23 protein-coding genes are annotated in these 26,546 nt (G+C 65.4%); 12 read left to right on the forward strand and 11 right to left on the reverse strand.

What is annotated here, in order from left to right:
• Positions 1 to 11: 11 nt before the first annotated feature.
• The 4 genes from BM118_RS11550 to BM118_RS11565 all read right to left on the reverse strand — a co-directional run bounded on the left by BM118_RS11550 (position 12) and on the right by BM118_RS11565 (position 4,499).
• Positions 12 to 530: an Mpo1 family 2-hydroxy fatty acid dioxygenase gene (locus BM118_RS11550; RefSeq protein WP_177234213.1), complete on the reverse strand. Its 519-nt coding sequence runs from the start codon at positions 528 to 530 to the stop codon at positions 12 to 14.
• Positions 531 to 704: 174 nt separating this feature from the next.
• Positions 705 to 1,388, reverse strand: a complete 684-nt coding sequence (locus BM118_RS11555) for an OmpA family protein (protein WP_092186140.1) — start codon at positions 1,386 to 1,388, stop codon at positions 705 to 707.
• Complete coding sequence (locus BM118_RS11560) at positions 1,388 to 1,804, reverse strand: hypothetical protein (protein WP_092185289.1); 417 nt, start codon at positions 1,802 to 1,804, stop codon at positions 1,388 to 1,390. The genes BM118_RS11555 and BM118_RS11560 overlap by 1 nt, the downstream gene beginning before the upstream one ends.
• A 91-nt stretch (positions 1,805 to 1,895) precedes the next feature.
• On the reverse strand, positions 1,896 to 4,499 hold the full coding sequence (locus BM118_RS11565) for an ATP-dependent helicase (RefSeq protein WP_177234214.1): 2,604 nt from the start codon (positions 4,497 to 4,499) through the stop codon (positions 1,896 to 1,898).
• A gap of 236 nt (positions 4,500 to 4,735) precedes the next feature.
• On the opposite strand from BM118_RS11565, the gene BM118_RS11570 reads away from it, so the two are divergent.
• Entirely contained in the window at positions 4,736 to 4,909 is a 174-nt protein-coding gene (locus BM118_RS11570; RefSeq protein WP_011089300.1) for a DUF1328 domain-containing protein, read from the forward strand.
• Positions 4,910 to 4,913: 4 nt separating this feature from the next.
• Here BM118_RS11570 and BM118_RS11575 read toward each other — a convergent pair whose 3' ends face one another.
• The gene (locus BM118_RS11575) at positions 4,914 to 5,417 is read right to left on the reverse strand and encodes a thioesterase family protein (protein ID WP_177234215.1); all 504 of its coding nucleotides are present in this window, start codon (positions 5,415 to 5,417) and stop codon (positions 4,914 to 4,916) included.
• 85 nt (positions 5,418 to 5,502) lie between these two features.
• On the opposite strand from BM118_RS11575, the gene BM118_RS11580 reads away from it, so the two are divergent.
• The 3 genes from BM118_RS11580 to BM118_RS11590 all read left to right on the forward strand — a co-directional run bounded on the left by BM118_RS11580 (position 5,503) and on the right by BM118_RS11590 (position 8,809).
• Positions 5,503 to 6,927, forward strand: coding sequence for an FAD-binding oxidoreductase (locus tag BM118_RS11580; protein ID WP_092185299.1), 1,425 nt, complete (start codon positions 5,503 to 5,505; stop codon positions 6,925 to 6,927).
• 102 nt (positions 6,928 to 7,029) lie between these two features.
• On the forward strand, positions 7,030 to 8,325 hold the full coding sequence (locus tag BM118_RS11585; RefSeq protein WP_177234216.1) for a Spy/CpxP family protein refolding chaperone: 1,296 nt from the start codon (positions 7,030 to 7,032) through the stop codon (positions 8,323 to 8,325).
• 121 nt (positions 8,326 to 8,446) lie between these two features.
• Positions 8,447 to 8,809 carry a hypothetical protein gene (locus BM118_RS11590; protein ID WP_092185301.1) on the forward strand — a complete coding sequence of 121 codons (363 nt, stop codon included), beginning with the start codon at positions 8,447 to 8,449 and terminating at the stop codon, positions 8,807 to 8,809.
• 6 nt (positions 8,810 to 8,815) lie between these two features.
• Here BM118_RS11590 and BM118_RS11595 read toward each other — a convergent pair whose 3' ends face one another.
• From BM118_RS11595 to BM118_RS11605, 3 genes are all read right to left on the reverse strand, one after another.
• Complete coding sequence (locus BM118_RS11595; protein WP_092185302.1) at positions 8,816 to 10,483, reverse strand: SulP family inorganic anion transporter; 1,668 nt, start codon at positions 10,481 to 10,483, stop codon at positions 8,816 to 8,818.
• 236 nt (positions 10,484 to 10,719) lie between these two features.
• Complete coding sequence (locus tag BM118_RS11600; protein ID WP_092185310.1) at positions 10,720 to 12,204, reverse strand: caspase family protein; 1,485 nt, start codon at positions 12,202 to 12,204, stop codon at positions 10,720 to 10,722.
• 144 nt (positions 12,205 to 12,348) lie between these two features.
• A complete protein-coding gene (locus BM118_RS11605; RefSeq protein ID WP_177234217.1) occupies positions 12,349 to 13,269 on the reverse strand; it encodes a LysR family transcriptional regulator in 921 nt (306 codons plus the stop codon).
• 95 nt (positions 13,270 to 13,364) lie between these two features.
• Here BM118_RS11605 and BM118_RS11610 point away from each other — a divergent pair, with 95 nt between their 5' ends.
• A complete protein-coding gene (locus tag BM118_RS11610; protein WP_092185312.1) occupies positions 13,365 to 13,808 on the forward strand; it encodes a DoxX family protein in 444 nt (147 codons plus the stop codon).
• Between the two features lie 2 nt (positions 13,809 to 13,810).
• Here BM118_RS11610 and BM118_RS40115 read toward each other — a convergent pair whose 3' ends face one another.
• Positions 13,811 to 14,152 carry a hypothetical protein gene (locus tag BM118_RS40115; RefSeq protein WP_143099460.1) on the reverse strand — a complete coding sequence of 114 codons (342 nt, stop codon included), beginning with the start codon at positions 14,150 to 14,152 and terminating at the stop codon, positions 13,811 to 13,813.
• Between BM118_RS40115 and BM118_RS11615 the strand changes: the two genes are divergently transcribed.
• From BM118_RS11615 to BM118_RS11625, 3 genes are read left to right on the forward strand one after another with little or no spacing between them, the layout of a single operon-like run.
• Positions 14,151 to 15,182, forward strand: coding sequence for a TRAP transporter substrate-binding protein (locus BM118_RS11615; protein WP_092185313.1), 1,032 nt, complete (start codon positions 14,151 to 14,153; stop codon positions 15,180 to 15,182). The genes BM118_RS40115 and BM118_RS11615 overlap by 2 nt on opposite strands.
• Positions 15,183 to 15,189: 7 nt before the next feature.
• Positions 15,190 to 17,043 carry a TRAP transporter large permease gene (locus BM118_RS11620; protein WP_177234291.1) on the forward strand — a complete coding sequence of 618 codons (1,854 nt, stop codon included), beginning with the start codon at positions 15,190 to 15,192 and terminating at the stop codon, positions 17,041 to 17,043.
• 12 nt (positions 17,044 to 17,055) lie between these two features.
• The gene (locus BM118_RS11625; protein WP_092185322.1) at positions 17,056 to 18,033 is read left to right on the forward strand and encodes a hydroxyacid dehydrogenase; all 978 of its coding nucleotides are present in this window, start codon (positions 17,056 to 17,058) and stop codon (positions 18,031 to 18,033) included.
• A gap of 19 nt (positions 18,034 to 18,052) precedes the next feature.
• On the opposite strand, the gene BM118_RS11630 is transcribed toward BM118_RS11625, so the two are convergent.
• Positions 18,053 to 19,216, reverse strand: a complete 1,164-nt coding sequence (locus BM118_RS11630) for an NAD(P)/FAD-dependent oxidoreductase (protein ID WP_092185324.1) — start codon at positions 19,214 to 19,216, stop codon at positions 18,053 to 18,055.
• Positions 19,217 to 19,368: 152 nt separating this feature from the next.
• On the opposite strand from BM118_RS11630, the gene BM118_RS11635 reads away from it, so the two are divergent.
• A complete protein-coding gene (locus BM118_RS11635; protein WP_092186141.1) occupies positions 19,369 to 20,265 on the forward strand; it encodes an amino acid ABC transporter substrate-binding protein in 897 nt (298 codons plus the stop codon).
• Positions 20,266 to 20,502: 237 nt separating this feature from the next.
• Positions 20,503 to 21,138 (forward strand): GntR family transcriptional regulator, encoded by a 636-nt coding sequence (locus BM118_RS11640; protein WP_244550124.1) that lies wholly within the window; start codon positions 20,503 to 20,505, stop codon positions 21,136 to 21,138.
• A 20-nt stretch (positions 21,139 to 21,158) separates the two neighbouring features.
• Here the strand turns inward: BM118_RS11640 and BM118_RS11645 are convergent, their stop codons facing one another.
• Positions 21,159 to 22,325, reverse strand: a complete 1,167-nt coding sequence (locus tag BM118_RS11645; protein ID WP_092185328.1) for an ABC transporter substrate-binding protein — start codon at positions 22,323 to 22,325, stop codon at positions 21,159 to 21,161.
• Between the two features lie 324 nt (positions 22,326 to 22,649).
• Here BM118_RS11645 and BM118_RS11650 point away from each other — a divergent pair, with 324 nt between their 5' ends.
• Complete coding sequence (locus tag BM118_RS11650; RefSeq protein WP_244550125.1) at positions 22,650 to 25,040, forward strand: bifunctional diguanylate cyclase/phosphodiesterase; 2,391 nt, start codon at positions 22,650 to 22,652, stop codon at positions 25,038 to 25,040.
• 141 nt (positions 25,041 to 25,181) lie between these two features.
• Entirely contained in the window at positions 25,182 to 26,480 is a 1,299-nt protein-coding gene (locus BM118_RS11655; RefSeq protein ID WP_092185332.1) for an MFS transporter, read from the forward strand.
• The last annotated feature ends 66 nt before the right edge of the window (positions 26,481 to 26,546 follow it).

Below are 26,546 nucleotides of genomic sequence, written 5' to 3' on the forward strand. Positions count from 1 at the left end.
CGCTTCTAGAGCTATCGGGTTGAAAGGGAATTGGTCGGAAGAGGCGCCAGAATCGCGGCAAGGTCGCGACGGAAGCCCAGTGCAATGAATAATTTTGCCATGACAAACATCGGTCCCAGCAAAAGATGCGACGGAAACGTGAATAACGAGGCTTCGCGCCCCTCAAAAACCTTGTGGCCGATGGTCTGCGCGGCAAGGCCGAGCACGACCAGCGTGGCGAAAATCGCCCACATCGTCATGGTGCTAGCTTGCGCCGAAATGGTCGTGGCGATCGAAAACAGCACGATGGAGACGGCCAGAATGCCGACCCCGAGCGCAACGTCGAGCAGCAGCCAATAGATCAGAACCGGCAAGGCCAGTATGACCGCCAGGCTGAATTCAGTTCCGAACAGCGGCACCTTCACCAACGTCAGCGGCAGCACGGCGCCCGTGAACAGCAAGAGGATGCCGACCACATGCATCGCCGTATTCCGGGGATCGCGATGGTACTCGACATAAACGGCAAGTTGGCGTTGAAACAAGCCACCCATCTTGGTCTCATGCAGCACAGGGTTGGGGAAGGACGAACCAGAGCCTATAGCACCTGATAGGGCAGTGCACAAACCGGCACTATTGTCGCGCAAGACCGTGCTGTCGCGCTGTGAAACAGGTCACAAAACAATCAGGACTTCAAGGGGTTCCGTCAGGTGCCGAGGCGCGCTTGCTCAGCGCTTTTTGGCGGGCTTTTTCGTCGCAGGCGCAGGTGTCGCAGCCGGATGCGCGGGTGCTTCCTCCGGTACCTTGGCAAAGGTCAGGATTTGCAGTTGGCCGTTGACGGCCGAGGTCGGCTTCGCCCGGTCGAGAAACTGCTCCTCGCCGAGGCCGATCGGGTGCAGCCGCTTGGTCGAGATCTTGAACGTGTTCACCAGCACGTCGCGGATCGCGTCCGCCCGGCGCTGGCTCAGGATCGCGTTGGCCTCGCGCGTCTTCGAATTGGATTCGACGTGGCCGACGATCAGGAAGGTGTAGGGCAGCAGCGAGGCATGAACCAGCGCGTCCGCGATGCGGCCGACGGCCTGGTAGGACGCCGGCTGGATGATCGGCGTGTCGGCGTCGAACTGGATCTGCGCGTTGAAGGCGGGCAGCTTGGTGAGATCAGGCGCGATCGGCGGCCGGTTTACCGGCCCCGGATCGTTCTTGATCCTGGCCTTGGCGCGCTCCATCACCTGCTGCTTCAGCGCGGGAAGGTCGATTTCGGCAGCCTCTTCGAAATGGTTCAGCTTGCCGACGATGTCGTCGCGGGTCGGCGGCGCCGTCTGCGCGCTGGCTGCGCCCGCGAGCAAGGCGAGACCAAGACTGATACCAAGAGCGATGCCTCGTCCGGCGGTGGAGAGCCCCTTCGCGCGCATCATCGATACCCCGCGTCGTCCACGGCCTTCAGGCAGTTGTTGCTGATGCCCTTGGGCGTCGAGACCAGGCAGGGGATCGACTTGCTGGTCTCCTTGGTCGAGCCGCCGCAGACCTTGACGATCTCGCGCTGGCAGGCGTTCGCCACCGCGACCCGTGCGGCGATGCGCTTCTGGATGGCGTCAAAGACGCCGAGATAATCGCTCTGGCACTGCGGCGAGAGCACGTCCCGGTTGCGGGACAGGCACTCCTTCAGCCGGGTCGAGTCCGGATTGACGCCGCGGCAATTGGCAACGATTTCCGCACCGCAGCTCGCCGCCAGCTTTCCGATCGCATCGCCAAAGCTCATCGTCTCCGCCGCCGCAAGCGACGGCATCCCCAATGCAAGCACGATCAATGTGATGGAGCCCCGGACCATGGCCGCATCTGATACGGGGAAGTTCGCGGTGGTCAAGGGGCGTAGAGCGAAGAAAGACGGCGGCGTAACGCCGCCGCAACAGGGGAGGGCCTCACGCCCGCTGCACGAAGCTGTCCACGACCTTCTTCTCGCCGGCCTTGTCGAAGGCGATGGTGAGCTTGTTGCCGTCGATCTTGGTGACGCGGCCGTAGCCGAATTTCTGGTGGAAGACGCGGTCGGAGAGCGAGAATTCCGAGGTCGTGCCGGTGGATTTGGCGACCAGCTCGCCCTCGATCGTCATCGGCCCGCGGCGGCGCGAGGAGAAGCTGCCGAAATCGGGTCCTGATGACGAGGAGGACGAGAACGTCGCGGCCTCTTCCTCGAAGCTGCCGCGGCCGCCGGCGCCAGTGCGGCCGCCGCCCCGGTTGCGGTTGGCCTGGGCGCGCTGCCAGCCCGGCGTCGAATAGGTCGACCCGAACGCCTCCATGTCGTCGAAGCGCGAGGCGCCATAGCCGCCGGTGCCGCCCCAGGCCGAGCCGCCCTTGGATTCCGTGATCTCGACATTGGCCGCCGGCAATTCGTCGAGGAAGCGCGACGGGATCGTGGTCGACCAGGTGCCATGGATCCGGCGGTTGGTGGCGAAATAGATCATGGCGCGGCGGCGGGCGCGGGTCAGGCCGACATGGCCGAGCCGGCGCTCTTCCTCCAGCCCGGCGCGGCCCTGTTCGTCCAGCGTGCGCTGGCTCGGGAACAGGCCTTCCTCCCAGCCCGGCAGGAACACGTTGTCGAATTCGAGGCCCTTGGCCGAATGCAGCGTCATCAGCGACACCGCGTCTTCCTCGGCGCCGCCGTCGCGGTCCATCACCAGCGAGATGTGCTCCAAAAACCCTTGCAGGTTCTCGAACTCCTCCATGGAGCGCACCAGCTCCTTGAGGTTTTCGAGCCGGCCCGCGGCGTCCGCCGAACGGTCCTTCTGCCACATCTCGGTGTAGCCGCTCTCGTCGAGCACGATCTGGGCGAGGTCGGTATGTGCGGTGACTTCGCGCTGGGCGCGCCAGCGGTCGAACTGGGCGACGAGGTCGCGCAAGGAGCCGCGCGCCTTCGGCTTCAGCTCGTCGGTCTCGACCACCGCACGCGCCGCCTCGAACAGCGGAATGCGGCGCTTGCGGGCGTGGTCGTGCAGCATCTGCACGGTGGCATCGCCGAGGCCGCGCTTGGGCGTGTTGACGATACGCTCGAAGGCGAGATCGTCGGCCGGCGAGTTGATGACACGCAGATAGGCCAGCGCGTCGCGGATTTCGGCGCGCTCGTAGAAGCGCGGGCCGCCGATGACGCGATAGGGCAGGCCGAGCGTGACGAAACGGTCTTCGAACTCGCGCATCTGGTAGGACGCGCGCACCAGGATCGCGATCTCGTTCAGCTTCTCGCCCTGGCGCTGGATCTGCTCGATCTCCTCGCCGATGCCGCGGGCTTCCTCTTCCGAATCCCACGAGCCCGTCACCGTGACCTTCTCGCCGTCCTGGTCCTCGGTGCGCAGCGTCTTGCCGAGCCGGCCTTCATTGTGCGCGATCAGGTGCGAGGCGGCGGCGAGGATGTGGCCGGTCGAACGGTAATTGCGTTCGAGGCGAATGACCTTGGCGCCGGGGAAATCGTGGTCGAAGCGCAGGATGTTGTCGACCTCGGCGCCGCGCCAGCCATAGATCGACTGGTCGTCGTCGCCGACGCAGCAGATGTTCTTGACGTGGGGCGTCTGCTCCCTCGCCCCGCTTGCGGGGAGAGGGTCGGGGTGAGGGGGAGTCTCCACGAGCGCGGTGCTTGGAGAGTCCCCCTCACCCGCCGCGCTTTGCGCGTCGGCCTCTCCCCGCAAGCGGGGAGAGGCGAAGGAGGTAGCCGCCGGCGCCTGCGACAGCAGCCGCAGCCACAGATATTGCGCGACGTTGGTGTCCTGATATTCGTCCACCAGGATGTATTTGAAGCGATGCTGGTACTGCCGCAGGATATCCGGGTGCTCGCGGAAGATGCGGATGTTCTCCAGCAGCAAGTCGCCGAAATCGGCCGCGTTCAGGATCTTCAGCCGCTCCTGATAGCTCGCATAGAGCTTGCCGCCCTTGCCGTTGGCGAAGACGGCGGCTTCGCCTGAGGGCACCTGCGACGGCGTCAGGCCGCGGTTCTTCCAGCCGTCGATCAGGCCGGCCAGCATGCGCGCCGGCCAGCGCTTGTCGTCGATGTTCTCGGCCTGAAGCAGCTGCTTCAGCAGCCGGACCTGGTCGTCGACGTCGAGCACGGTGAAGTTCGACTTGAGCTGCGCCAGTTCGGCATGGGTGCGCAGGATGCGGCCGCCGATGGAGTGGAAGGTGCCGAGCCACGGCATGCCTTCCACCGCGTGGCCGAGCATCTGGCCGAGCCGGTGCTTCATCTCGCGCGCGGCCTTGTTGGTGAAGGTCACCGACAGGATCTCGGCGGGGCGGGCGCGGCCCTGGCTCAGGATATGGGCGATGCGCGTGGTCAGCACGCGGGTCTTGCCGGTGCCGGCGCCGGCCAGCACCAGGACCGGGCCGTCCAGCGTCTCCACCGCCTCGCGCTGCTCGGGATTGAGCCCGGACAGATATTTCGGGCCCACCGAGGCGCGCGCACGCGCGGCGATGCCGCCGGCCGCAGGCTGGTGGTCGGGGACGCTCTGGGAGGTGATCTTGCTCGGCTCGGTCATGCGAATCATTTGGCCCCACGATGGCACCGCGGGGTGACGGGAGGGAGCCTTCATAACAGGGATTGGTGCCTATATGGGGCGGCGGTGCGAGGTTTTCCACGTACGTGGCAGGCCGATTTGTTCCTGCGGGAGCTGCTAATTCCACCTTGCGTGGGCAGGAACCATCGTTCCCGCGTCGAGATTGTCTGGACAGGTGGCGCGGCCAGCCGTGCCGACGCAGACAATATCAAGACGAGGATTTGACCATGCTTGGCTGGGTTGTGACGTTTCTGGTTATCGCACTGATCGCCGGTATCCTGGGCTTTGGCGGCATCGCCGGCGCTTCGATCGAAATCGCCAAGATCATCTTCTTCATCGCGGTCGTGCTGTTCCTGGTTTCGGCCGTGGTCGGCCTCGCCCGCGGCCGCACGAGGATATAGACGCCTAGCGCTTCGAGGGCATCGCCACGCTCCGGCCGATGCCCTCGGGCCGGGCTAAGTCGCTGTGGGCCCTGGCGATGCCTGCGATGCGCTGCTGGATATCTGGCGGAAACGCCGCAACGCGCCGTGCGTTCATGTCCATGTGCAGCGACATGTTCTCCGAGGTGGCCGATAGCCAGCCTTCAGTGGCGTGCCTCATCTCCTCGAACGTATGCAGCCGTTTGTCGTCGGCCTCCAGCAGCCACACCAGGATCTGCACGGGATCGCCGAGATGGATCTCGCGCAGATAGCGCACATGGCATTCGGCGGTGAAGGTCGAGCCGTGACGCTCTTTCTTGTAGACTGGACCGATGCCGAGCTCGAGCCAGAACTCGTCGATCGCCCGGTCGAACATCACGTTGTAATAGGCCATGTTGAGATGGCCGTTGTAATCGATCCATTGCGGCTCGATCTGCATGATCGAGGCGCGGAAAGGCTCGGCCTTGGGCGCAGTGGCGGTCTCCGGCATGTGTCCTTCCCTAGCTATGCGTCCGGTCGCTTGACTTGACCGGTTAGATGTCCTTTGCCACGGTTCTTCTGTCGGAGGAATTTCCGTGGGTACGACCATCACCAATAATCCGCCGCGGCCGGAGCCGAAAGCCCTCGCGAGCGCACTGGAGCAGCTTGCCGCACGCTTCGGCAACCGCCTCATCACCTCGCAGGCCGTCCGCGAGCAGCACGGCCATACCACCACGTGGATTCCCAACCAGCCGCCGGACGGCGTGGTGATGGCGCAGGAGACCGCCGATATCCAGGACGTGGTGCGCATCTGCGCCAGGAACCGCGTGCCCGTGATCGCCTTCGGCACCGGCACCTCGCTGGAGGGGCAGGTCAATGCGCCCGCCGGCGGCATCTCGATCGACCTGCGCGACATGAACAAGGTGCTGGCGGTGCATGCCGAGGATCTCGACTGCGTGATCCAGCCCGGCGTCACCCGCAAGGCGCTCAACGAGCATCTGCGCGACCAGGGCCTGTTCTTCCCGATCGATCCCGGCGCGGACGCCTCGCTCGGCGGCATGGCCTCGACGCGCGCCTCCGGCACCAATGCGGTGCGCTACGGCACCATGCGCGACAGCGTGCTGGCGCTGAAGGTGGTGCGCGGCGACGGCGAAATCATCACGACCGGCACGCGCGCCAAGAAATCATCCGCCGGCTACGACCTGACGCATCTGTTCGTCGGCGCCGAGGGCACGCTCGGCATCATCTCGGAACTGACCATCCGCCTGCGCGGCATCCCCGAGACCATCGCGGCCGGCGCGGTGTCGTTCGAGACGGTTCACGGGGCGTGTCAGGCCGTGATCCTGGCGATCCAGACCGGCATTCCCGTGGCGCGCATCGAGCTGCTCAATGCCGCGCAGGTGAGGGCCTGCAACGCCTATTCCAAGCTGACGCTGCCGGAGACGCCGCTGCTCTTGATGGAATTCCACGGCAGTGAGATCGAGGTCGCCGAGCAGTCCAAGGCCTTCGGCGAGATCGCAAAGGAATGCGGCGGCGGCGACTTCTCCTGGACGACGAAGCCGGAGGATCGCACCAAACTGTGGCAGGCGCGGCACGACGCCTATTGGTCCGTCAAGGCGCTGCGGCCCGGCGACAGTGTCGGCGTGGTCGCCACCGACGTCTGCGTGCCGATCTCGCGGCTTGCCGATTGCGTCAGCGAGACCGAGGAGGATCTCAAGCGCCTCAATCTGCTGTCGCCGATCGTCGGCCATGTCGGCGACGGCAATTTCCACTGCTCGCTGGTCTGCGACACCAACGACGCCGACGAGATGGCGCGCGGCGAGGAGTTCATGCATCGCCTCGTCGAGCGCGCGCAGGCGATGGACGGCACCTGCACCGGCGAGCACGGCATCGGCCAGGGCAAGCAGAAATACCTCAAGGCCGAACTTGGCCCCGAAGCGCTCGACGCGATGCGGGCGCTGAAGCAGGCGCTAGATCCGCTCAATATCTTCAACCCCGGCAAGATCGTGCCTGAGGCGTAGGGTCTGCGCAGCCAAGGGTCGGGAACTTTTGGCAAAGTTGCCGGTTCCAATTCCCGCCAAGTTCCGATGCCTTTATGGCAGGGCTCTGCGCGGGAGGGTGCGATGATGCGACCGGTCGTTGGAATTGCCGCGGTGGCGTTTGCCTGCATGCTGGCGGGCGCGGCTCTGGCGAAAGGCGGCCATGGCGGCGGGCACGGAGGCGGGCATGGCGGTGGTGGTCACCACGGCGGCGGCCATTTCCACGGTCACGGCGGTGGGCACGCGCACGGCGGCGGGCATTATCGAGGGATGCGGTTTGCAACCGGCGCCCGCCATGGTGGTCCGAACTTCGGTCAGATCCGCAATGCGGCCATCCGCCCCGCGAATTTCCGCAACGCCCTCAACGTGCATTCCAGCGCCTTCCGCAACGGCCGTCTGATCGGCAATCCGGCGGCGCGAGCCCAGATCGCGGCGGCGGCCGCGCTCGCCGGCTGGCATGGCGCCAGCAGCGGATGGTGGCAACATGCGGGCGGCGGTTATGGCTGGGTCGGGCCGCTGTTCTGGCCGTTCGCCTATAACGATCTCTACGACTACACGATCTGGGGCGACGGTCTCGGCTTCTGGGGCTACGGCTATCCGGACATCTATGCCGGCATCTTCGGGCCCTATGGCTACGACGGTCTTTCGGCCTATCTGCCGCAGCGGCCGCAGGGGCGGCGGCAAGCGCGCGGCGTTGCGCTGGATCAGCTTTGCGGCAGCGACCGCCGCGAGATCGTCGGTCTGCCGATCGACCAGATCGCCGCCGCGGTGCAGCCGAGCGAGGCGCAAGGCGCAAGCCTCGACGAGCTCGGCAACGCCTCGATCCTGGCGGCGAGCATGATCCGCGCGTCCTGCCCGGTGCAGGTCGCCGCGACGGCGCCCGGTCGGCTGACGGCGATGCAGCAGCGCATCGAGGCGATGGAGAAAGCCGTCGATCTCGTTCAGCCCGCCCTGGATAAATTCTACGGCTCGCTCACGGACGAGCAGAAGGCGCGCTTCAATGCGCTGGCCGAGGACCAGCGTCGTGCGACGGCTTCCAACAACACCGGGGGATCGCTGGTCCAGAATTGCGGTGCGCCCGCTGCGCTCGATTGGCCCGGCGCCGACATCGAGGCGCGGCTGCACCTCAACGACACTCAGCGCGCGGCGCTCCAGGTGCTTCAGGATACCAGCGCCAAGGTCAGCGCATCGCTCAAGGCGGCCTGCCAGCCCAACGACGTGATGACGCCGCCGGCGCGAATGGCCGCGGTCCGCAAGCGGCTCGACCTGATGCTCGACGGCGTCAAGTCGGTTCGCGCAGCGCTGGAGGATTTCTACGCTACGCTGAATGACGAACAGAAGGCACAGTTCGAGGCCATCGGACCACGCCGGACGTCCTGAATGCGTATCGAGCCAGGGAGCGAGGCGGAAAATTGCCTCGCTGATCTCGACAGGCCTCTCTATGCTGAACGAGCCTGAAGACCGGTAATACGGCGGCTGGAAGACCGCAGGTGGTGGGGCGATGAAGTGGTTCGCGAGGCAGAAGGTGGCGGACATCTGGGACGAGACGATCGAAGGGCCGCTCGGCGACATCGAAGCCGCCGCGCGAATCCGCGCCATTTGTGACGCCGCGGCCGCGAGCGCGGCAGGTTCTGCGCGCAACGACAAGCGCGAGAGCGAACGTTACGAGCGCGCGGCCAAGGTCGCGATGGAAATCGCGATGAAGATCTCGGATGGATTGATGCGCGATGATGCGGTCCATCGCATCGTCGATCTCTGCATGAAGGCGAACGATCTCAAGACGGCGCAGATCCTGTTCCGCGCGATCCACGCCAGCTGGATCCGCGAAACGATACAGCGGGATCACCCCACGCTGGTGCAGTGAACGCCGCTATTTCGCCAGCTTGCGCACCGCCTCGTCCACGCTGTGGAAGACGTGCTCGCGGGGCAGGGCGTCGAACAGTCTGAAGCGTTCGAACGCGTCCTGGGCGCGCACCGATTCCAGCCGCGCCAGCGCGACCGTGACGCCCTGTTCGCTGCACGCCTTGAACAGCTCGAGCAAAATCTGCGCGGCGGTGAAGTCGATCTCGACCATGCCGCTCGCCTCCAGCACCAGCAGTTGCGGCGTCGCCGTGCCGAGCACCTTGGTCACGTCGCTGCGGAAGCCCGGCGCGTTGAGGAAGGACAGCGGCGCCTGGAGCCCGATCACGGCGACGCCCGCGATGCGCTCGCCGGCGATGTGCGGATGCGCGGGCCACCAGATCGTGGTGCCCGGCACGCGCTCGAACTCGACCAGCCTGGCGCGCGTGGTGCTCCAGATGCCGTGCAGCAGCGACAGCACGATGCCGAGGAACGCGCCCTGCTGGATCGGCACCACGATGATCAGTGCGGCGGTGGCGACGATCAGCAGGAACTCGCTTGGGGATTGGCGGTAGATCGTGACGATCTGCTTCACGCGGATGATGCGCAGCGCGACGAACAGCAGGATGCCGCCGAGCGCGGCGTCCGGAACGTGCTGCAACAGTCCCGTGCCGAACGCGAGCAGCGCCAGCACGATTGTCCCGGCGGCAAGGCCCGCGAGCTGCGATTGTCCGCCGGTCTCGGCGACGATGCCCGTCCGCGGCGGGCTGGCATTGACCGGAAAGGCGCCGAACAGGCCGGACAGCACGCTGCCGGCGCCGGCGCCGAGGAAATCGCGGTCGACATCGGCGGGCTTGTCGGGATCGGACGGGAACGAGCGCGTGGTCGCGGCCGTCTGCACCATCACCACGACCGTGATCACGAAGGCGAGCGGGACGAGGCGTACCCAAAGCTCCGGCGCAAGCTCGGGCAGGGTCGGTCGCGGCAGCGTGCCCGGCACGCTGCCTACGACGCTGACGCCCTTGCGCTCGAGGCCGAGCGCGATGGTGGCCAGTGTCGCGGCGACCAGCCCGATCAGCGCGCCGGGAATTTTCGCGCTGACCTTTTCGGACATGAAGACCACGGCCAGCACGCCCAAACCGATGCACAGCGTGAAGGGATTGCTGCGGCCGAGCTGGCCAGCGAGCACGGCGATGCGATCGAGTGTCGGCCCGCTCGGCGATTCAAGCCCGAGCACGCCCGGCAATTGCGATACGATGATGTGGACGGAGATGCCGGCGAGGAAGCCGACCATGACCGGCACCGACAACAGGTTCGCGATGCCGCCGAGACGGAAGGCGCCGCCGGCGAGCATCATGGCGCCGACCATCAGCGCCAGCGCAATCGCAAGCCCCTGATAGTCCGGCGACCCCGTGGCCGCCAGCGCCGCAAGCCCGCCGGCGAAGATCGGTGTGATCGTCGAGTCCGCGCCGCAGGACAGGAAGCGGTTGCCGCCAAGCAGCGCAAAGCCGAGCGAGCCCGCCATGAAGGCGAAGAAGCCGATCTGCGGCGCGAAGCCGCCGAGCCGTGCGGTGGCCATCTGCTCGGGAATCGCGATCGCCGCCAGTGTCAGGCCTGCCATCAGGTCGCCCGGCAGTGAATAGGAGGCGAGCGAGCGGAATAGCGGCCATGTGTGCTTGGCGTCGGCATCGTGCGGCATCGAGGTCCCCGGAAATGCTTGTTAGCTGATAAGACTACAGCATTTCCGTATCGCAAGCGGCAGACGCAATTTCTCTACATCCGTCGTCAATGGGAGCCAACGGGTCCGCGCAAAGCGCGGCCCGATGACAGGCTGCGCGAAGCAATCCAGATTCCCACCGCGGCGGCAGTCTGGATTGCTTCGCTGTGCTCGCAATGACGGAGGACGTACTGTCCTCCGTCTCGCGCGAGTCCCCGTCAGTACCGGCCGCGGTCGTTGTGATAATCGCCGCCGCGGCCGCCACCACCCATGCCCATGCCGATGCCAATCCCGATGCCGATGCCTTGCATCACGGCGCCGGGCGGCGGGCCGGGGGGCGGCGCGCGCTCGTAGATCACTTCGTCGGGCGGCGGCCGGCGCGGCTTCGGCGGCGTCTCGACGACCTTGCGCTTCGGCGGGGTGTCGTCGACACGCTTCTTGATCACAGGCGCCACTGTCGGGTTGACCGGCGTTGCCGGTGTCGATGGCGTCGAGCACGGGCAGGTCGGGCCCATCGCGACGGCGACCGGGGCGGGCGCGGCTGCGACCGTCGCGGGCAGGACGTAGTTGCGGTTCTGCACACGAAGCAGCAGCCTGCGCGCGGTCGCAGCGAGGTCACTGTTGTCCCAGTTGGCGAGATAAGCCTCGAACGAGGCGCGGGTGTTGATCGCCACCGCGCGCTCCCAGGCCAGCATCTGGCGCCGGCGCTCCAGCACCGTGCGCAGGCGCGGCGTGCGGGCGTCCTGCGTGTACAGCTCGATATAGGCCTGATACGCCTCCGCGGTGTCGTCGGCGATCACGAGCTCATAGGCGACCTTCGCCTCCCTGCCCTGCAAATCCTTGCGCCAGTCCGCGACGCTGCGCGTGCCGCCGGCGAGCGCCATGGCGGATGCGCCGGGAAGGGCAGGCTGCAGGCTGCTGCTCTCGCCGCCGAAGAACCTGAAGTCGGTCGTCAGCGACGAGCTTTCCCACGGGATCTGCCGTCCGTCGGTCGATTGCGCCACGGCGATGCGGATGCGCTTGAACACTTCCTCGATCGGCAGGTTCGGTTGCTTGGCGACCGAGAGCGCCGCGGTGGTGTAGGGGCTGTCGATGCCGGAACCGTCCTCGGCCTCGGCGCCGGGCGAGGTCGAATAGGAAATGAACGAGCCGGGTGCGCCGGCCTTGGTGTCGACGATCGCAAGCCCGTGGCCCGCGCCGCTCAGAGCAGGGAACGGGTTGTTGCGGCAGGCATCGAGCATGAAGATGCGCGCCCGCGTCGGCAGCGCGCCGAGCGTGTTGAGCAGGTCGTTCAGCCGCACGCCCTGGAGCGGAATGTCGGCCTCGCGCTTGGGATCGAGATCGACCGGCACCAGATAGTTCTCGCCGTCGATCTGAAGGCCGTGGCCGGCATAGAACACCAGCGCGACGGTGTCGGCGCCGCTGGCGCTGACCTTGCCGGCGAAATCCGAGATCGCCGTGCGCATCTCGTTCTGCCCGAGGTTGGCCGCCGTGGTGACGGTGAAGCCGGCATTGCCGAGCAGCTCCGTCATGCCCTTGGCGTCGTTGGCGGCGTTGGGCAGCTCCGGCACCGTGCGATAGGCGGATTGGCCGATCACGAGGGCGAGCCGCGTTTCGGCTGCGGCCTGCGTGGGCGTCATCAGCTGCGTGAGTGCAAGAAGGCTGGAAGCAAAGAACAAATGACTGAGGATTGGACGGCGCATGGCGTCACCTCCATCGGCAATGGGCGCGAAGATGTCACCTTTTCTAGTCGTCCGCCATGACCCTGTCTGTGCACTGGATCACGTTGCGAGCTGCGGCAAATGGGCAGCGGAGCTGCCGGGGCTGGCGTGTCAGGCCGTGCGCCGTCAGAACAGTCCGCGGTCCCAGGGCGGGTCAGGCGCAAAATGCGCGGCGAGAAAGTCGATGAAGGCGCGCACCTTGGCCGGCGGACGGCGGTCGGGCAGGTAGACCGCATGCACGGCCGAGGTCTGGATCTCCGGCTGGTCGAGCGGAAGCGCCAGAAGCGTCCCGGCGCGAAGGTCGTCGGCGATGATGAAGGTTGGCTGTCGCGCGAGGCCGAGGCCCGCCAATGTTGCCGCGCGTAGCGCATCGCCATTGTTGGCGCGCAGGGTGCCGCTGACCTGGACGCGGATCTCGCCGTCGGCGCCGAACAGCCATTCCGCCGCGCTCGCCTGCTGCGAGAGCGTGTAGCCGAGGCAATTATGCGCGGCGAGGTCGGCGACGCGGCGCGGCGTGCCGTGTTTCGCCAGATAGGACGGCGCGGCGCAGACCACGAGGCGGTTCGGCGCGAGCCTTCGCGCCACCATGCTGGAGTCGCGCAGCTTACCGATGCGGATCGCGAGGTCCCAGCCTTCCTCGGCGAGATCGACGAGGCGGTCGTTGAGGCCGAGCTCGACGGTGACCTCGGGATGGCGGTCACTGAACTCCGCGACGAGCGGCGCGATCTGCCTGATGCCGAACACGACGGGCACGTTGACCCGCAGCAACCCGCGCGGCTCGACGCGCTCGCGCGCGACCGCGGCGTCGGCGGCCTCCATGTCGGCGAGGATGCGCTCGGAGGATTCCAGATAGCTCCGTCCGGCCTCGGTGATGGACAGCCGCCGTGTGGTCCGGTGGAACAGTTTCGTGCCGAGCCGGGCCTCGAGCGCGGCGACATGCTTGGTCACCATGGTCTGCGACAGGCCCATGGCCCGTGCCGCGCCCGACAGGCTGCCGATCGCCGCCACCTTGGCAAAGACTTCCAGGCTGGTTAGCCGGTCGAGCATTGATCTCACTCTATTGGTGTGAGGTATAATTCCAATATAACGGATTATCATTCAATTGAGAATAGATCATAGCTGTCTCCAACAAGGAGACCGCCATGATCGATTCCCGTACCGCTCCCTATGCCGCGCTCGTGCTGCGCGTGACGCTGGGCGCGCTGTTCCTCGCCCACGCCGGCCTGAAGCTGTTCGTCTTCACCCCCGCCGGGACCGCAAAGTTCTTCGGCAGCCTCGGCTTCCCGCCCGAACTCGCCTACGTCATCATGACGGTGGAAGTTCTCAGCGGCGTCGCGCTGATCCTCGGCGTCTGGACCCGCTATGCGGCGCTGGCCGGCATCCCGATCCTGCTCGGTGCGATCTTCACCGTGCACGGCGCCGCCGGCTTCTTCTTCACCAATCCGAAGGGCGGCTGGGAATATCCCGCCTTCTGGGCGATCGCGCTCGCGGCGCAGGCCCTGCTCGGCGACGGCGCCTACGCGCTGCGTCCGTCCCGCGATGTCGCGGCGGCAACCGGCCAGCTCAGCGGCGCGCATTCGCGCTGACGTCACGGCATCCGCTCGAACGCAACAGCCGCGGGATCAATATCCCGCGGCTTGTTCTGCTTCGCATCAATCAATCTGCGTTCGGCATTGATCCATACCTGAATTGGATCGATCCGCGTCAATCCTGCATGGCAGGCCTCGTCGCTGCCGTGCGGCATGATCGAAAACACCGATAAACACAGGCGTTTCGCTGCGGCCTCTGCCGACGCGCCTGCCTCTCGCGCCGTCGCGGCACCCCGGCCGCATCCCTTGCCTGTGTCGTCGCTTTGGCCATACAGTCCAAGCAAAGGCCGCACGCAACGATCGCGGCCGCAAACAATAATATCGGGGAGAGACCGCACCATGACCATCGTGCCCGTGAACCGTCGCGCGTTCATCAAGTCATCGGCGGCGGTCACCGCCGGCCTCGTGCTCTCTCCCGCCATCATCGGCCGCGCCGAAGCTGCGACGCTGAAGCTGAAATGCTCCTCCTCGCTGCCGAACGATCCCAAATACGCCAACGGCCGTGTCTATTACGACAATCTCGTCAAGAACCTGAAGGCGAACGGTCTCGGTGAGCAGGTCGAGGTCGCCTTCTTCCCGGACAATCAGCTCGGTCAGGAAATCGACGTCATCAATTCGGTGAAGCTCGGCGTCATCGACCTCATGGTGTCGGGCTCGTCGATCTCGGCGAATCTGACGCCGCTGGTCGGCACCTTCGACCTCGGCTTTCTCTTCTCGAGTTTCCCGCAACAGACCAAGGCGTTCGACGCCGGCGCGGCCAAGCCGATCGAGAACGCGCTGCTCAAGGGCAGCAACATCCGCATCATCGCCTGGGCGTACAATTTCGGTTCCCGTAGCGTGCTGGCGAGGAGGCCGGTGAAGACGCCGGAGGATCTCGCCGGCCTCAAGATCCGCACCCTGCCAAATCCCGTCATCACCGAATGCCTGCGCCTGATGGGGGCGGCTGCGACGCCGCTGGCGTTCGGCGAAATCTACACGGCATTGCAGGCCGGCGTGCTCGACGGGCTGGAGCACGATCCGCCGACGATCCTGGCCAGCAAGTTCTTCGAAACGGCAAAATTCTACGCGCTGACGCAGCACAATTTCTCGCCGCTTGCGATCTACTTCAGCGACATGACCTACAACCGCATGGACCCGAAGCTGCGCGAGGGCTTTCTCGATGCTGCGAAGAAGGCCGCAATCGGCACGCGTGCCCATGGGCTTGCGGTCGAGAAGGAGGCGCTGGCAGCCTTGACCGAGAAGGGCGTGACGGTGGCCGAATGCGACCGCGAGGCGCTCAAGAAGCGCGTCGCGCCGCAGACCGAGAACTTCATGAAGGCGCGGCCGGAGTCCAAGCCGGTCATCGACATCATCCGCGCGACGCAAGCTTGAGATGACGATGACAGCCGCCGTGCCGCTCTCGGGCGGCCGCCACGGGAGCATTACGCTGCTGCTTCGCGTCAGCGACGCGATCGCGGCCATTCTCCTTGCCGCCGATCTCGTGGTCGTCTGCGCGTCCGTGCTGCTGCGTTTCTGCTTCAATGCGCCGGTCGAATGGTCTGACGACGTCGCGCGCGGATTGATGGTCGGCTCGGCCTTCTTCGGCGCGGCGAGCGCGCTGGCGCGTGGCGAGAATGTCGGCGTGTCCTTCTTCCGCGACCTGTTGCCGGCCAGGTTGCGGGCGCTGGTCGATGCCGCGGGCGCGCTGCTGGTCGTGCTGATCTCGGGCTACGTCGCCTATCACGCCATCAAGCTGGGCTCGTTGACGGCGGGCCAGACCACCGGGTCAGGGCTGCCGCTGGAACTGACCTTCTATCCGATGGGCATCGGTGCGGTGTTCATGACGGTGTTCGCGATCGACCAGCTCTGCGCCCGGCCGCTCCCTGACATCGTCAGGGGGCTCGTTGCAATCATCGCCGTCACCGGCCTCTATCTCGCCTGGGATTATCTGTCGCCGTCCTCGGTGCCGTCGGCGGGCACCTTGATGCTGATCGGCTTCTTCGCGACCCTGTTCGGCGGGTTGCCGATCGGCTTTGCGCTGGCGCTGGCCGCGTTGATCTTCATCTGGGTCGAGGGCGCGCTGCCGGGCGTCATCTTCGCCCAGCAGATGGCGCGCGGCATCGACAATTTCGTGCTGCTGGCGATCCCCTTCTTCATCCTCGTCGGCTACCTCATGGAAGCCAACGGCATGTCGGTGCGCCTGATCGAGCTGCTGCAGCGCGCGGTGGGGCGCATGCGCGGTGGCCTCAACGTCGTGATGGTGGCCTCGATGGTGCTGTTCTCCGGCATATCAGGCTCGAAGATGGCCGATGTCGCCGCGGTCGGCTCGGTGCTGATCCCGGCGGCGCGCCGCTCGAAGCAGAATCCGGGCGGCGCGGTGGCACTGCTCGCGGCGTCGGCGGTGATGGCGGAGACCATCCCGCCCTGCATCAACCTGATCATCCTCGGCTTCGTCGCGAACCTGTCGATCGGCGGCCTGTTCGTCGCGGGGCTCTTGCCGGCGGCGCTGATGGCGCTGGTCCTGATCGCGGTGTCCATCATCTTCGGCAAGCGACCGGCGGATGCCGAGGACGTTGCGCCGCAGATGCCGGTGTCGGGCCTGTGGAGCGGCGCGATCGCCTCGTTCGGCCTGATCTTCATGATCTTCTTCGGCTTCAAGAGCGGCTTTGCCACGGCCACCGAAATCTCGGCGTTTGCCGTGGCCTATGCGCTCGTCATCGGCAGTCTGGTGTTCCGCGAGCTCGGCTTCAAATCGGCCGCGCACAGTTTCGTGCAGGCCGCAACGCGCGCAGGGCTCGTGCTGTTCATCGTCGCCGCCGCGCAGTCGCTTGCGTTCACGTTGACCTTGCAGCAGGTGCCGCATGCGGTCGGCGACTTCATGCTCGGATTATCCAAGACGTCAGGCGTCTGGCTGTTCATCCTGCTCGCGATCGCCGTGCTGATCGTGATGGGCTCGGTGCTGGAAGGCGCCGCCGCGCTGATCATCTTCGGGCCACTGCTGTTGCCGGTGGCCGTGCAGCTCGGCATCGATCCCCTGCATTTCGGCGTCGTGCTGGTGATCGCGATGGGCATCGGCCTGTTCGCGCCGCCGCTCGGGCTCGGACTCTATGGCGCCTGCCTGATCGGCAACGTGCCGATCGAGCAGACGGTGAAGCCGATCATGGGCTATCTTGGCCTCTTGTTCCTCTGCCTGCTCGTCATTGCCTTCGTGCCATGGCTCTCGACGGCGCTGCCGCGGGCATTCGGCTACTGAAGGAGTCTTGCCGTGAAAGTCCTGCTCGCCCACACGCCGGAGATGCGGCGGAATTACTACGGCGATCGCAGCCTGAACGGCCTGCGCGCGGCCGCCGAGGTGATCCTGCACGAGGGCGATCAGCCGCTCGACGCGGCCGGCCTCGTCCGCGCAGCCAGGGACGTTGACATCATCGTCGCCGATCGCATGACCGAGGGACGCGGCGAGATCTTTCCGCAATTGCCGCATCTGCGCGCCTTCGTCCGCTGCGCCGTCGACATCCGCAACGTCGACGTCGATGCGGCCTCGAAGGCGGGTGTGCTCGTGACCCGCGCCGGCCCCGGCTTCGTGCAGGCGGTGGCCGAGCTCGCGCTCGGCTTCATGGTCGATCTCTCCCGCGGCGTGTCGCGGACGACGGCGGACTACCAGGCCGGACGCAAACCCGAGGCGCGGATGGGCCGCCAGCTCGCCGGCAGCAGGATCGGCATCATCGGCTATGGCAGTATCGGGCGCTATCTCGCCGAGATCGCAAAGGTGCTGCGCATGGAGGTGCTGGTCTCCGACCCCTTTGCGACCGTCGGCGACAGCGCCATCAGGCAGGTCGGTCTCGACGAGCTCCTCGCCGCATCCGACTATGTCGTCTGCCTTGCGATCGCCAACGCAGAGACCGAGAATTTGATCGGGGAGGCGGCGCTGGCGCGCATGCAGAGGCATGCCGTCTTCATCAATCTGTCGCGTGGCAATCTCGTCGACGAGGCGGCGCTGGCACGTGCGCTGCGCGAGAACCGCATCGCCGGCGCGGCAATGGATGTCGGCCGCGCGCCCGACCAGATGCCGACGCCGGAGCTGGCCAAGCTGCCTAACGTCATCGCCACCCCGCATGTCGGCGGGCTGACGCCGCAGGCGATCGAGTATCAGTCGCTGGAGACGGTGCGGCAGGTCGAGGCCATCGTCAGGGGCGAGGTGCCGCAAGGCGCCGTCAACGCGGAGCGCTGGACGCGGCGGCCTTGAACACGCGCTGTGATCGACCCTAGATGATGCCTTGTTCGGGATACGGCGTGCCATCCAGGACCCTTTGCCACCCGAAGCGGCTCAGGTCGATGGTTCGATAACTGCCGTCCAGGATCAGTTCGGCCATGGCGCGACCGCAGCCGGGCGCATGCATGAGGCCGTGACCGGAGAATCCAGCGACCATGTAGAAGTTCGGCAAACCGTCGCTCCATGGTCCGATGATCACATTGCCATCGAGCTCGTTTTGATCGTAGAGCCCCGGCATCACGTTCTTTTCCTTTGTTCGTTCAAAGGCTGGAAACCGATGCGCAAGCGCCGGCCAAACCACCCGCTCGAAATAGTCGTGCTCGATCTCGAAATTGAATCCGCGCGGCTCCCGGATGTCCGGGACACCGCCCGAATATCCCTTGCCCTCCGGGCGGAACGCCAATCGCTGCGTGTCCTTCAGATAGGGCAGTGGCTCTATCGGTTGTTCGCATTCGAAATAGTGCTCGTAACGTCGCATTGGCTCGATCGGCACTCGCATGCCGACCATCGCGCTGATCTCTTTTGCCCAGGCGCCGGCCGCATTCACCAAATGATCGGTCGAGATGGTCGCTCCCGACCTCAACGTCACGTTTCGCACGCGTCCAAGCTGCGCCTCGAGTCCGACGACCTCGTCGTCCAGGAACGCCGCCCCGACCGCGATCGCTTTTCGGCGTAGTCCCCGCAGCACGCTCCAGGGGTCCAGCCAGCCGTCGTCCGGCGAATACGCCGCTGCTGCAAGATCGCTCACATTCATGGACGGAAACCTGGCTTGCAGGCCGTCCCGGTCGAGCCAGACGACGTTCACATCGTGCTGCTGCTGCACGCGAACGTTCCTTTCCAGCGTGCGCAGGTCGGTCTCCGACACGATGAAGAGATAGCCGTTCTTCTTGAAGTCGATTCGAGCAGCCTCACCATCCACGGCCATTTCGGTCTCGAACCGCTCGAAGAATGGAATGCTGAAATTGGAGAGCGCGATATTTTCGGGCAGCGCGAACAGGCGGCGAACACCACCGGACGCGCGCGGTGTCGAGGCCTGCTGATAAGTCTTGTCCCTCTCGATGACAGCCACCGAGCAGGCTTTTCTGTGGGTTCTCAGAAAATAGGCAACGCTCGCTCCCACAGCTCCTCCACCGACCACGACGACATCGTAATGCACCTGATTTTTCTCCTGCTGCGCGGCACGGGACTCTGGATGTGACCGATTTCAGTATTGTATAAAATATACCAATATAGTATTCAATATAATCAGTATCGTATGCGTTGTGGATTCTGGCGACAGGGGGATTGAATGCGGAATCTGGTAGCCAAATTTCTGATTTATTGATATTTTCGACTTTTGTCCCGCGGGCGCCGGTGCACGCGCAAGGTAGGTCGGACACGCTGGATCGGATCGCTAGCTCTGGTGTCCTCACCATCGGCCATCGCGATGCGTCGATCCCGTTCTCCTATCTGGACGATGCCCAGCACATCGTCGGATTCACGATCGACCTTTGCGCCCGCGTCGTCGAGCAAATCAAGATTGCGACCAAGCGTCCCGATCTTCAGGTCAAGTTCTTGCCGGTGACGTCAGCCACCCGGATTCCGCTGCTCGCCAACGGGACTATCGATATCGAATGCGGGTCCACTACCAACACCAGGGAACGGCAGACGCAGGTCGCGTTTTCATCGACCACCTACCTGACCACCAGCAATTTCGTGTCGAAAAAGTCAGCCGGTCTCCGTGGCTTCGACGACTTCAAGGGCCGGACGGTCGTCTCGACTGCAGGTACCACCAGCCTGCGCCTGCTCAATGAGCTCAACAGCCACAAGAATCTCGGTATGTCGATTATCTCGGCAAAGGATCATGCAGAGGCGTTCCTGATGGTCGCGACCGATCGGGCTTCTGCGTTCGTCATGGATGACGTGTTGCTTGCGGGGCTGGTGGCGAACTCACAGGAGCCATCCGTGTACGAGATATCCAAAGAGTTTCTTTCCATCGAGCCTTACGCAATCATGGTTCGGCGCGAGGATGCGGGCTTCAAGCAACTTGTGGACGCCGCACTCGGCGAGGCCTTCCGCTCCGGGGAGTTCGAGCGGACCTATCGGAAATGGTTCGAAGCGCCGATCCCTCCGCGGAACATCAATCTCAGTCTCCCGATGAGTGCAGCCCTCAAGAGCGTAGTTCAGCATCCGACCGATTCGGCGGACCCTGCCGCCTATCAATAGCGAATTCGAGCAAAACTGCTTCGTGCGTGCGAACGCTCCATTGCACGGTTCGCTGGGCAGCCCTATACGGGATGGACCGCTATCGCACGACCGGCGCTCCGTACCATGAAGACTGCGCTACCGCCAAAGAAGCCACGGGCACGGGGTGCCCGGTCGACAAAGCAGGCCGCTCCCACCGGCGTGGTCAATCCTGCGAGCGTCGCGAAGCCATCCGCGCCTGACCTTGTGAGGGACGGATTGCGGAAGGCGATCTTCAGTGGAGATCTCGTCGCGGGCACGCAGCTCCGCCAGGACGAGCTTGCCGATCGTTTCGGGACAAGTCGCATTCCAGTACGTGAAGCGCTTAGGCAATTGGAGAGCGAAGGTCTCGTCGAGTTGCATCCCAACAGAGGCGCATCGGTATCATCCATCTCGCTGGAGGACGTGCTCGAACTGCTGGAAATCCGGATTGGCCTGGAATGTCGCGCGCTCAAGCTCGCCATCCCCAACATGGTCAGCGCGGATTTCGATCTCGCGGCCGAGATACTGCAAGGCTATGACGATGAGCCGGAGCCTCAGAAGTGGGGTGAGATGAATTGGCGTTTCCACGAAACGCTGTACATTCCCTGCGGCCGGCCGAAACTTCTTGCGATGATCGAATCGAACTACGGGCATGTTGGACGCTTTGTCCGACTGCAGGTTTCACTGGCATCTGGCAAGCAGCAACCGAACCGGGAGCATTGGGCCATCCTCGACGCCTGTCGCTCTGCAGACGTCAACCAGGCGGTCAAATTGCTCGAGGATCACATCGTCCATACACAGAAGTCGCTTATGGCGGCGACGCGCAGAACGTTTGGCCGCGGTCATTCGATCACAGGACTTGCGCGTGCTTGAGATCATGGTGGATTGGGCGCCTAAAGCCTATCCACCGCCTTGAACGTCCCGTCCTTCTGGATCACGGTCAGGAATACCTTCGGCGGGGCATCGATCATCTGCATACCGACGGTGACGACGCTTCCGCTGATGTCGAAGTGGCCGACGTCGTTGATGGCGCGCAGGAGGCTGGCGCGCGTCGGTTTCGGTCCCGCCTTTTCCAGCGCCGCGGCGGCGAGGCGGCCGGAGAGATAGCCTTCGAGCGACACGAAGTCCGGTGTCAGCGTCGGGTCGAACGCCGTTTGCGCCGCCTGGTAGTCGGCGACGAGCTTGAGCGAGCGGTCCCAGGGAAACGGCACCACCTGCGAGACGATGACGCCTTCGCCCTCGGGGCCGAGCTCCTTGGCGAGCGCATTGGCGCCGACGAAGGAGATGTTGACGAAGGTCGGTGAGGCGCCGCTGCGGTGCGCGAGCTTGATGAACTCGGCGCAGGGACCATAGGTCCCGACCATGACGATGGCCTCGGGGTCGGCGCGCTTGATCATCCGCCAGGCCGAGGCGACGGCGCGGGTGTTGCGCTCGAAGGTGCCTTCGGCGGCGAGCTCGAGGCCGCGCTTGGCAAGCGCGCGCTTCACGCCGACGAGTCCGTCGCGGCCGAAGGAATCATCCTGATAGAAGATGCCGATGCGGGTGAACCGACGGTCCTCGGTGAGGTGCTTGATCCATGCCTCGGCCTCCGCGCCGTAGCTCGCGCGGATGTTGACGACGTTCGGAAGCTCGAGGTCGCGCAGGAATTCGGCGCCGGTGAACGGGCCGATGAAGGGGACGTTCCTGGCGCTGGTGATCGGGATCGTCGCAATCGCGGTCGGCGTGCCCACCGCGCCGATCAGCGCGAACACCTTGTCGTCCTCGATCAGCCGCAGCGTCTGCGCCACCGAGCGATCGGGGTCGTAGCCGTCGTCGCGGCTGATGAGCTGGAGCTTGCGGCCATGGACGCCGCCCTTGCCGTTGATCTCGTTGAACGCCGCGACGATGCCTTGGCGCATGCGCTGCCCGAGCGCGGAGGAGGGGCCTTCGAGCGCGGCCGCCTGGCCGAACAGGATCGCATCGTCGCTGACGCCGACCTCGTCGCCTTTCGCGGGCAGCATTGCCGCGGTCAGCAATGCGATGGTCAAGGCGACGTATGTCGCGGATCGCGATCGTGTCATGTGGGTGCTTGTCGGATGCAGGACGCGTTGCGGAAACGATAGTTCTGCAGGCTGAACAGGTCGCTAACCGGCGCCGCGCCGACGATCCGTAAGAATCCGGGTAAAACCGGCAAGTTACTGGCAGTCTGCTGCAACTTGCAGGGCGATCGTTAACTAAACCGCGCAATCCCGGACGACCGGGTTCCGAAATTTTGCAGTTCTTAACCCCGATCCTTGTCCGATAGTGGTTCCGGCGGCTCAACCAGAAGTTCGAGCCGCCGCGCCGATGGGGACTTGCGGATCAAGATGGGCGGTCGCGATCAGAACGATCAGGATCGGAAACGGATGACCGGATGGTGGCGTGCCGCGCCGCTGCTCGGGCTCTATCGTCCTGCGCTGGTCGCGGTTGCCGTCGGCCTGCTGTTCTCGATCGCGGGCGCGGCCGCCGTTGCGCGGTGGGAAAACCGCGTCAACAAGCTCGAGTTCGAGAACGCGGCCGAAACCGAAGCGATCGTCATGCAGAACGGCATGAGCGAGTATATCTCTAGGCTCGTCGCGCTGCGCACGCTGTTCGAATCGACCAACGAGGAAATCACCCGCAGCGAATTCGAGACCTTCAGCACCCGCCTGTTCGAGCGCCATCCCGGCATGCTGCGCATCGCCTGGCTGCCGCGCGTCAACCGCAAGGAGCGCGCCGAATACGAGGCCGCCGCGATCGCGGACGGCGTGTCCGGCTATCGCATCAGGTCGCTTCAGGGGGATGCCTTCGCGGTCGCGCCGCAGAGCGACGAGTATTTCCCGGTGTTCTACTCGACCCAGCCCAAGACGTCGCAGGTCTACGGCATGGATTATGCGACCGTCCCGGAACGTCGTGCGGCCCTGGAGCGGGCGCGCGACAATGATCGGATCGCGGCCATCCGCACCCGCCTGTTCGAACCCAAGGAGGGCGGCCGGCTGCCGGACGTCCTGGTGGCCATTCCCGTCTACGCCAAAGGGACGTCGCGCGAGACGGTCGCGGACCGGCGCCGCAATCTGGCCGGCTTCGTCGTCGGCGTGTTCGACCTGCCGATGCTGGTCCAGTCCATTCGCGTGACCACCGGCGCAAGCCCCGCGGTCAGCGTCAACGTCTATCCGCCCTTCACGGGACAGATCGTCAGCCTCGAACAAATCCTGCCGGATTATTCGTCGGCCGCCACGGCGCCGCAATCGATGCGGGACGTCGCGCGGGCCCTGCACTGGTCGGGCAGTCTCAAGATCGGCGACACCGACTGGCAGGTGCGCGCCATGCCGACGGCCGGCGGCGCGCTGGAGACGTCCTACGATCGCGCGGCCGCGGTCCTCATCGTCGGCATGCTGCTCACGCTGTCGCTGTCGACCTACCTCATGCTGGCAAGCCGCAATTCGCGGCGCCTGTCGCTGGCGAACCGTCGGGTGCTCGAGCTCGCCCAGACCGACATCTTGACCGGCCTGCCGAACCGCGCCTTCTTCCTCGCCCGGCTCGACGATCTCAACGGCCAGCTCAACGACGGCGGTTCGACCTTCTCGATCCTGATGCTCGATCTCGACCGCTTCAAGAACGTCAACGATTCGCTCGGTCACGGCGCCGGCGATGCGTTGCTGCGCCAGGTGGCGCAGCGGCTGAAATCCGCGCTGCGCGCCACCGACGTGCTGGCGCGACTCGGCGGCGACGAGTTCGCCATCATCCAGGAGGGCTGCGAGGACCAGCGCACCTGCTCCACCGAACTGGCGGCGCGGATCGCCAAGCTCGTGGCCGAACCGTTCCTCCTGCCCGGACATCGCGTCGAGATCGGCACCAGCATCGGCATTGCGATCGCGCCGGATGATGGCAGCGACCAGGAGCAGTTGCTGAAGAAGGCCGACCTTGCGCTCTACCGCTCGAAATCGGCGGGCCGCAATTGCTTCACCATCTACGACGAGGCGATGTCGGCCGAGCTCGAGGCGCGCAGCACGCTGGAAGGCGACCTGCGCGACGCCATCGCGCTCTGCCAGCTCGAGGTGCACTACCAGCCGTTCGTCGATGCGGCCAGCGGCCAGCGGCGCGGCTTCGAGGCGCTGGTGCGCTGGCGGCATCCGAGCCGCGGCCTGATCCCGCCAGACCAGTTCATTCCGCTGGCCGAGGAGACCGGGCTGATCGTTCCGCTCGGCGAATTCGTGCTGCGGCGCGCCTGCGCGGATGCGGCCGGCTGGCCCTCCGGCCTTGCGGTCGCGGTGAATCTGTCGCCGATCCAGTTCAAGGAGGCCGAGCTGTTCGAGATGATCTGCGCGGCGCTCGCCGATTCCGGCCTGCCCCCCGAGCGGCTGGAGATCGAGATCACGGAATCGGTCCTGCTGGAACGCGGCGTCGAGAACCTCGCTTTCATGGAGCGGCTGAAGCACCTCGGCATCGAGCTCGCGCTCGACGATTTCGGCACCGGCTATTCGTCGCTCAGCTATCTGACCACGTTCCCGTTCGACAAGATCAAGATCGACAAGACGTTCATCCGCAACCTCACGCATCAGCCGCGCAGCTCCGCCATCATCGCCTCGATCGTCACGCTGGCGCGCGGGCTGGACATGTCGGTCACCGCCGAGGGTGTCGAGACGTGCGAGGAGTTCGAGCGACTGAAGGCGCTCGGCGTCAATTTCGCGCAGGGCTATCTGTTCGGGCGTCCGCAGCCGGTCGACCAGATCGCATTCGACGAGTCCGTCCGGCCTTCGCAGCTCGACGCCGCCTGAGCTCGCCGCCCGATGCGGCAGTGCAATCGCAGTTGAACATTCACAAGAGGACCTCACGCCCGACGGGCATCCGCGAAAAGCGCTTGACCCAGGCGTCCCCGGATGGTCGGTAGGATCGTCTAGGGGTGAAATAAGCACAACATGCGGCTTCCGTTCTTCTACGGCTGGGTCGTGGTCGCGGTGACCTTCGTCACCATGGCCATCGGCGTCAACGCGCGCACCGCGTTCTCGCTGTTCTTTCCGCCGATCATCTCCGAGTTCGGCTGGGAGCGCGGCGTCACCGCAGGCGCCTTCTCCTTCGGCTTCGTGGTGTCGGGCGTGGTCAGCCCGCTGATCGGCCGCCTGATGGACCGCGCCGGTCCCCGTGCGGTGATGGAGCTCGGCGTCGTGCTGATGGGCGGCGGGCTGCTGCTCGCTCCGCTCACCAGCCAACCCTGGCATCTCTACGTGACCATCGGCGTCATGGTCGGCGCCGGCAGCGTCTGTCTCGGCTATTCCGGCCAGTCGCTGTTCCTGCCCAACTGGTTCATCCGCAAGCGCGGCTTCGCCATCGGCATCGCCTTTGCCGGCGTAGGCATCGGCTCGGTGACGCTGCTGCCATGGGTGCAGCACATGATCGAACAGAGCGGCTGGCGCACGGCCTGCACCGCGATGGGCCTGCTCATCCTGATCGTGCTGGCGCCGATCAACCTGTTCCTGCACAAGCGCCCCGAGGATATCGGCCTTCAGCCGGATGGCGATGCCGCGCCGGTCGCCGGCGCCGCAAAGCCGGTCTCCAACATCGTCGATCCCGTCTGGGTCGGCACCGAGTGGACGCTCAAGCGCGCCGTCGGGACGGCGCGGTTCTGGTGGATCGCGGTCGGCTATTTCTCCGGCCTGTACATCTGGTACGCGGTGCAGGTGCACCAGACCAAGTTTCTGCTCGATATCGGCTTCAGCCCCGGTGTCGCGGTGTGGGCGCTCGGCATCGTCAGCCTGCTCGGCATTCCCGGCCAGATCGTGCTGGGCCATGTTTCCGACCGCATTGGACGGGAATGGGTCTGGGCCATCAGCTGCACAGGTTTTGCGATCTGTTTCGCGGCACTGATGGCGCTGAAGTATCAGCCTTCGCTCTGGCTCGTCTATCTCATGGTGTTCGCGCAAGGGGCGCTGGGCTACGGCCTCACCTCGATCATGGGCGCGGTGGTGTTCGAGATCTTCCAGGGCAAGCACCAGGGCAGCATCTTCGGCACGATCATGCTGGCGGCCCTGGCTGGCGGCGCGGCCGGTCCCTGGCTCACGGGTCTTCTCCATGATCGCACCGGCGATTACACGCTCGCCTTCGCCATCGCCATCGTCGTGAGCGCGTTGTCGGCGCTGTCGGTATGGCGGGCATCGCCCGGCAAGGTGCGGGCCGTGGCCGGCCGGCTGCACAAGCTCCAGGGCGGACGCGCGGAGTAGGTTCCACACGCATCGGATTACCTTCGTCTCTTTGGCGGACCGTTAAGCATGTCGTGTCTTGGCGGG

Origin of the sequence: Bradyrhizobium sp. cf659 (genome assembly GCF_900113725.1) — a bacterium.
In the GTDB taxonomy this organism is placed as follows: domain Bacteria; phylum Pseudomonadota; class Alphaproteobacteria; order Rhizobiales; family Xanthobacteraceae; genus Bradyrhizobium.

Bases quoted from the DNA above. Each gene is read 5' to 3' on its own strand.
- BM118_RS11615 (WP_092185313.1), top strand. From the start codon at position 14,151: ATGACCATCGTGCCCGTGAACCGTCGCGCGTTCATCAAGTCATCGGCG.
- BM118_RS11555 (WP_092186140.1), bottom strand. From the start codon at position 1,388: ATGCGCGCGAAGGGGCTCTCCACCGCCGGACGAGGCATCGCTCTTGGT.
- BM118_RS11655 (WP_092185332.1), top strand. From the start codon at position 25,182: ATGCGGCTTCCGTTCTTCTACGGCTGGGTCGTGGTCGCGGTGACCTTC.
- BM118_RS40115 (WP_143099460.1), bottom strand. From the start codon at position 14,152: ATGGTGCGGTCTCTCCCCGATATTATTGTTTGCGGCCGCGATCGTTGC.
- BM118_RS11620 (WP_177234291.1), top strand. From the start codon at position 15,190: ATGACAGCCGCCGTGCCGCTCTCGGGCGGCCGCCACGGGAGCATTACG.
- BM118_RS11605 (WP_177234217.1), bottom strand. From the start codon at position 13,269: ATGCTCGACCGGCTAACCAGCCTGGAAGTCTTTGCCAAGGTGGCGGCG.
- BM118_RS11565 (WP_177234214.1), bottom strand. From the start codon at position 4,499: ATGATTCGCATGACCGAGCCGAGCAAGATCACCTCCCAGAGCGTCCCC.
- BM118_RS11560 (WP_092185289.1), bottom strand. From the start codon at position 1,804: ATGGTCCGGGGCTCCATCACATTGATCGTGCTTGCATTGGGGATGCCG.
- BM118_RS11585 (WP_177234216.1), top strand. From the start codon at position 7,030: ATGATGCGACCGGTCGTTGGAATTGCCGCGGTGGCGTTTGCCTGCATG.
- BM118_RS11550 (WP_177234213.1), bottom strand. From the start codon at position 530: ATGGGTGGCTTGTTTCAACGCCAACTTGCCGTTTATGTCGAGTACCAT.
- BM118_RS11610 (WP_092185312.1), top strand. From the start codon at position 13,365: ATGATCGATTCCCGTACCGCTCCCTATGCCGCGCTCGTGCTGCGCGTG.
- BM118_RS11650 (WP_244550125.1), top strand. From the start codon at position 22,650: ATGACCGGATGGTGGCGTGCCGCGCCGCTGCTCGGGCTCTATCGTCCT.
- BM118_RS11590 (WP_092185301.1), top strand. From the start codon at position 8,447: ATGAAGTGGTTCGCGAGGCAGAAGGTGGCGGACATCTGGGACGAGACG.
- BM118_RS11575 (WP_177234215.1), bottom strand. From the start codon at position 5,417: ATGCCGGAGACCGCCACTGCGCCCAAGGCCGAGCCTTTCCGCGCCTCG.
- BM118_RS11600 (WP_092185310.1), bottom strand. From the start codon at position 12,204: ATGCGCCGTCCAATCCTCAGTCATTTGTTCTTTGCTTCCAGCCTTCTT.
- BM118_RS11570 (WP_011089300.1), top strand. From the start codon at position 4,736: ATGCTTGGCTGGGTTGTGACGTTTCTGGTTATCGCACTGATCGCCGGT.
- BM118_RS11595 (WP_092185302.1), bottom strand. From the start codon at position 10,483: ATGCCGCACGATGCCGACGCCAAGCACACATGGCCGCTATTCCGCTCG.
- BM118_RS11645 (WP_092185328.1), bottom strand. From the start codon at position 22,325: ATGACACGATCGCGATCCGCGACATACGTCGCCTTGACCATCGCATTG.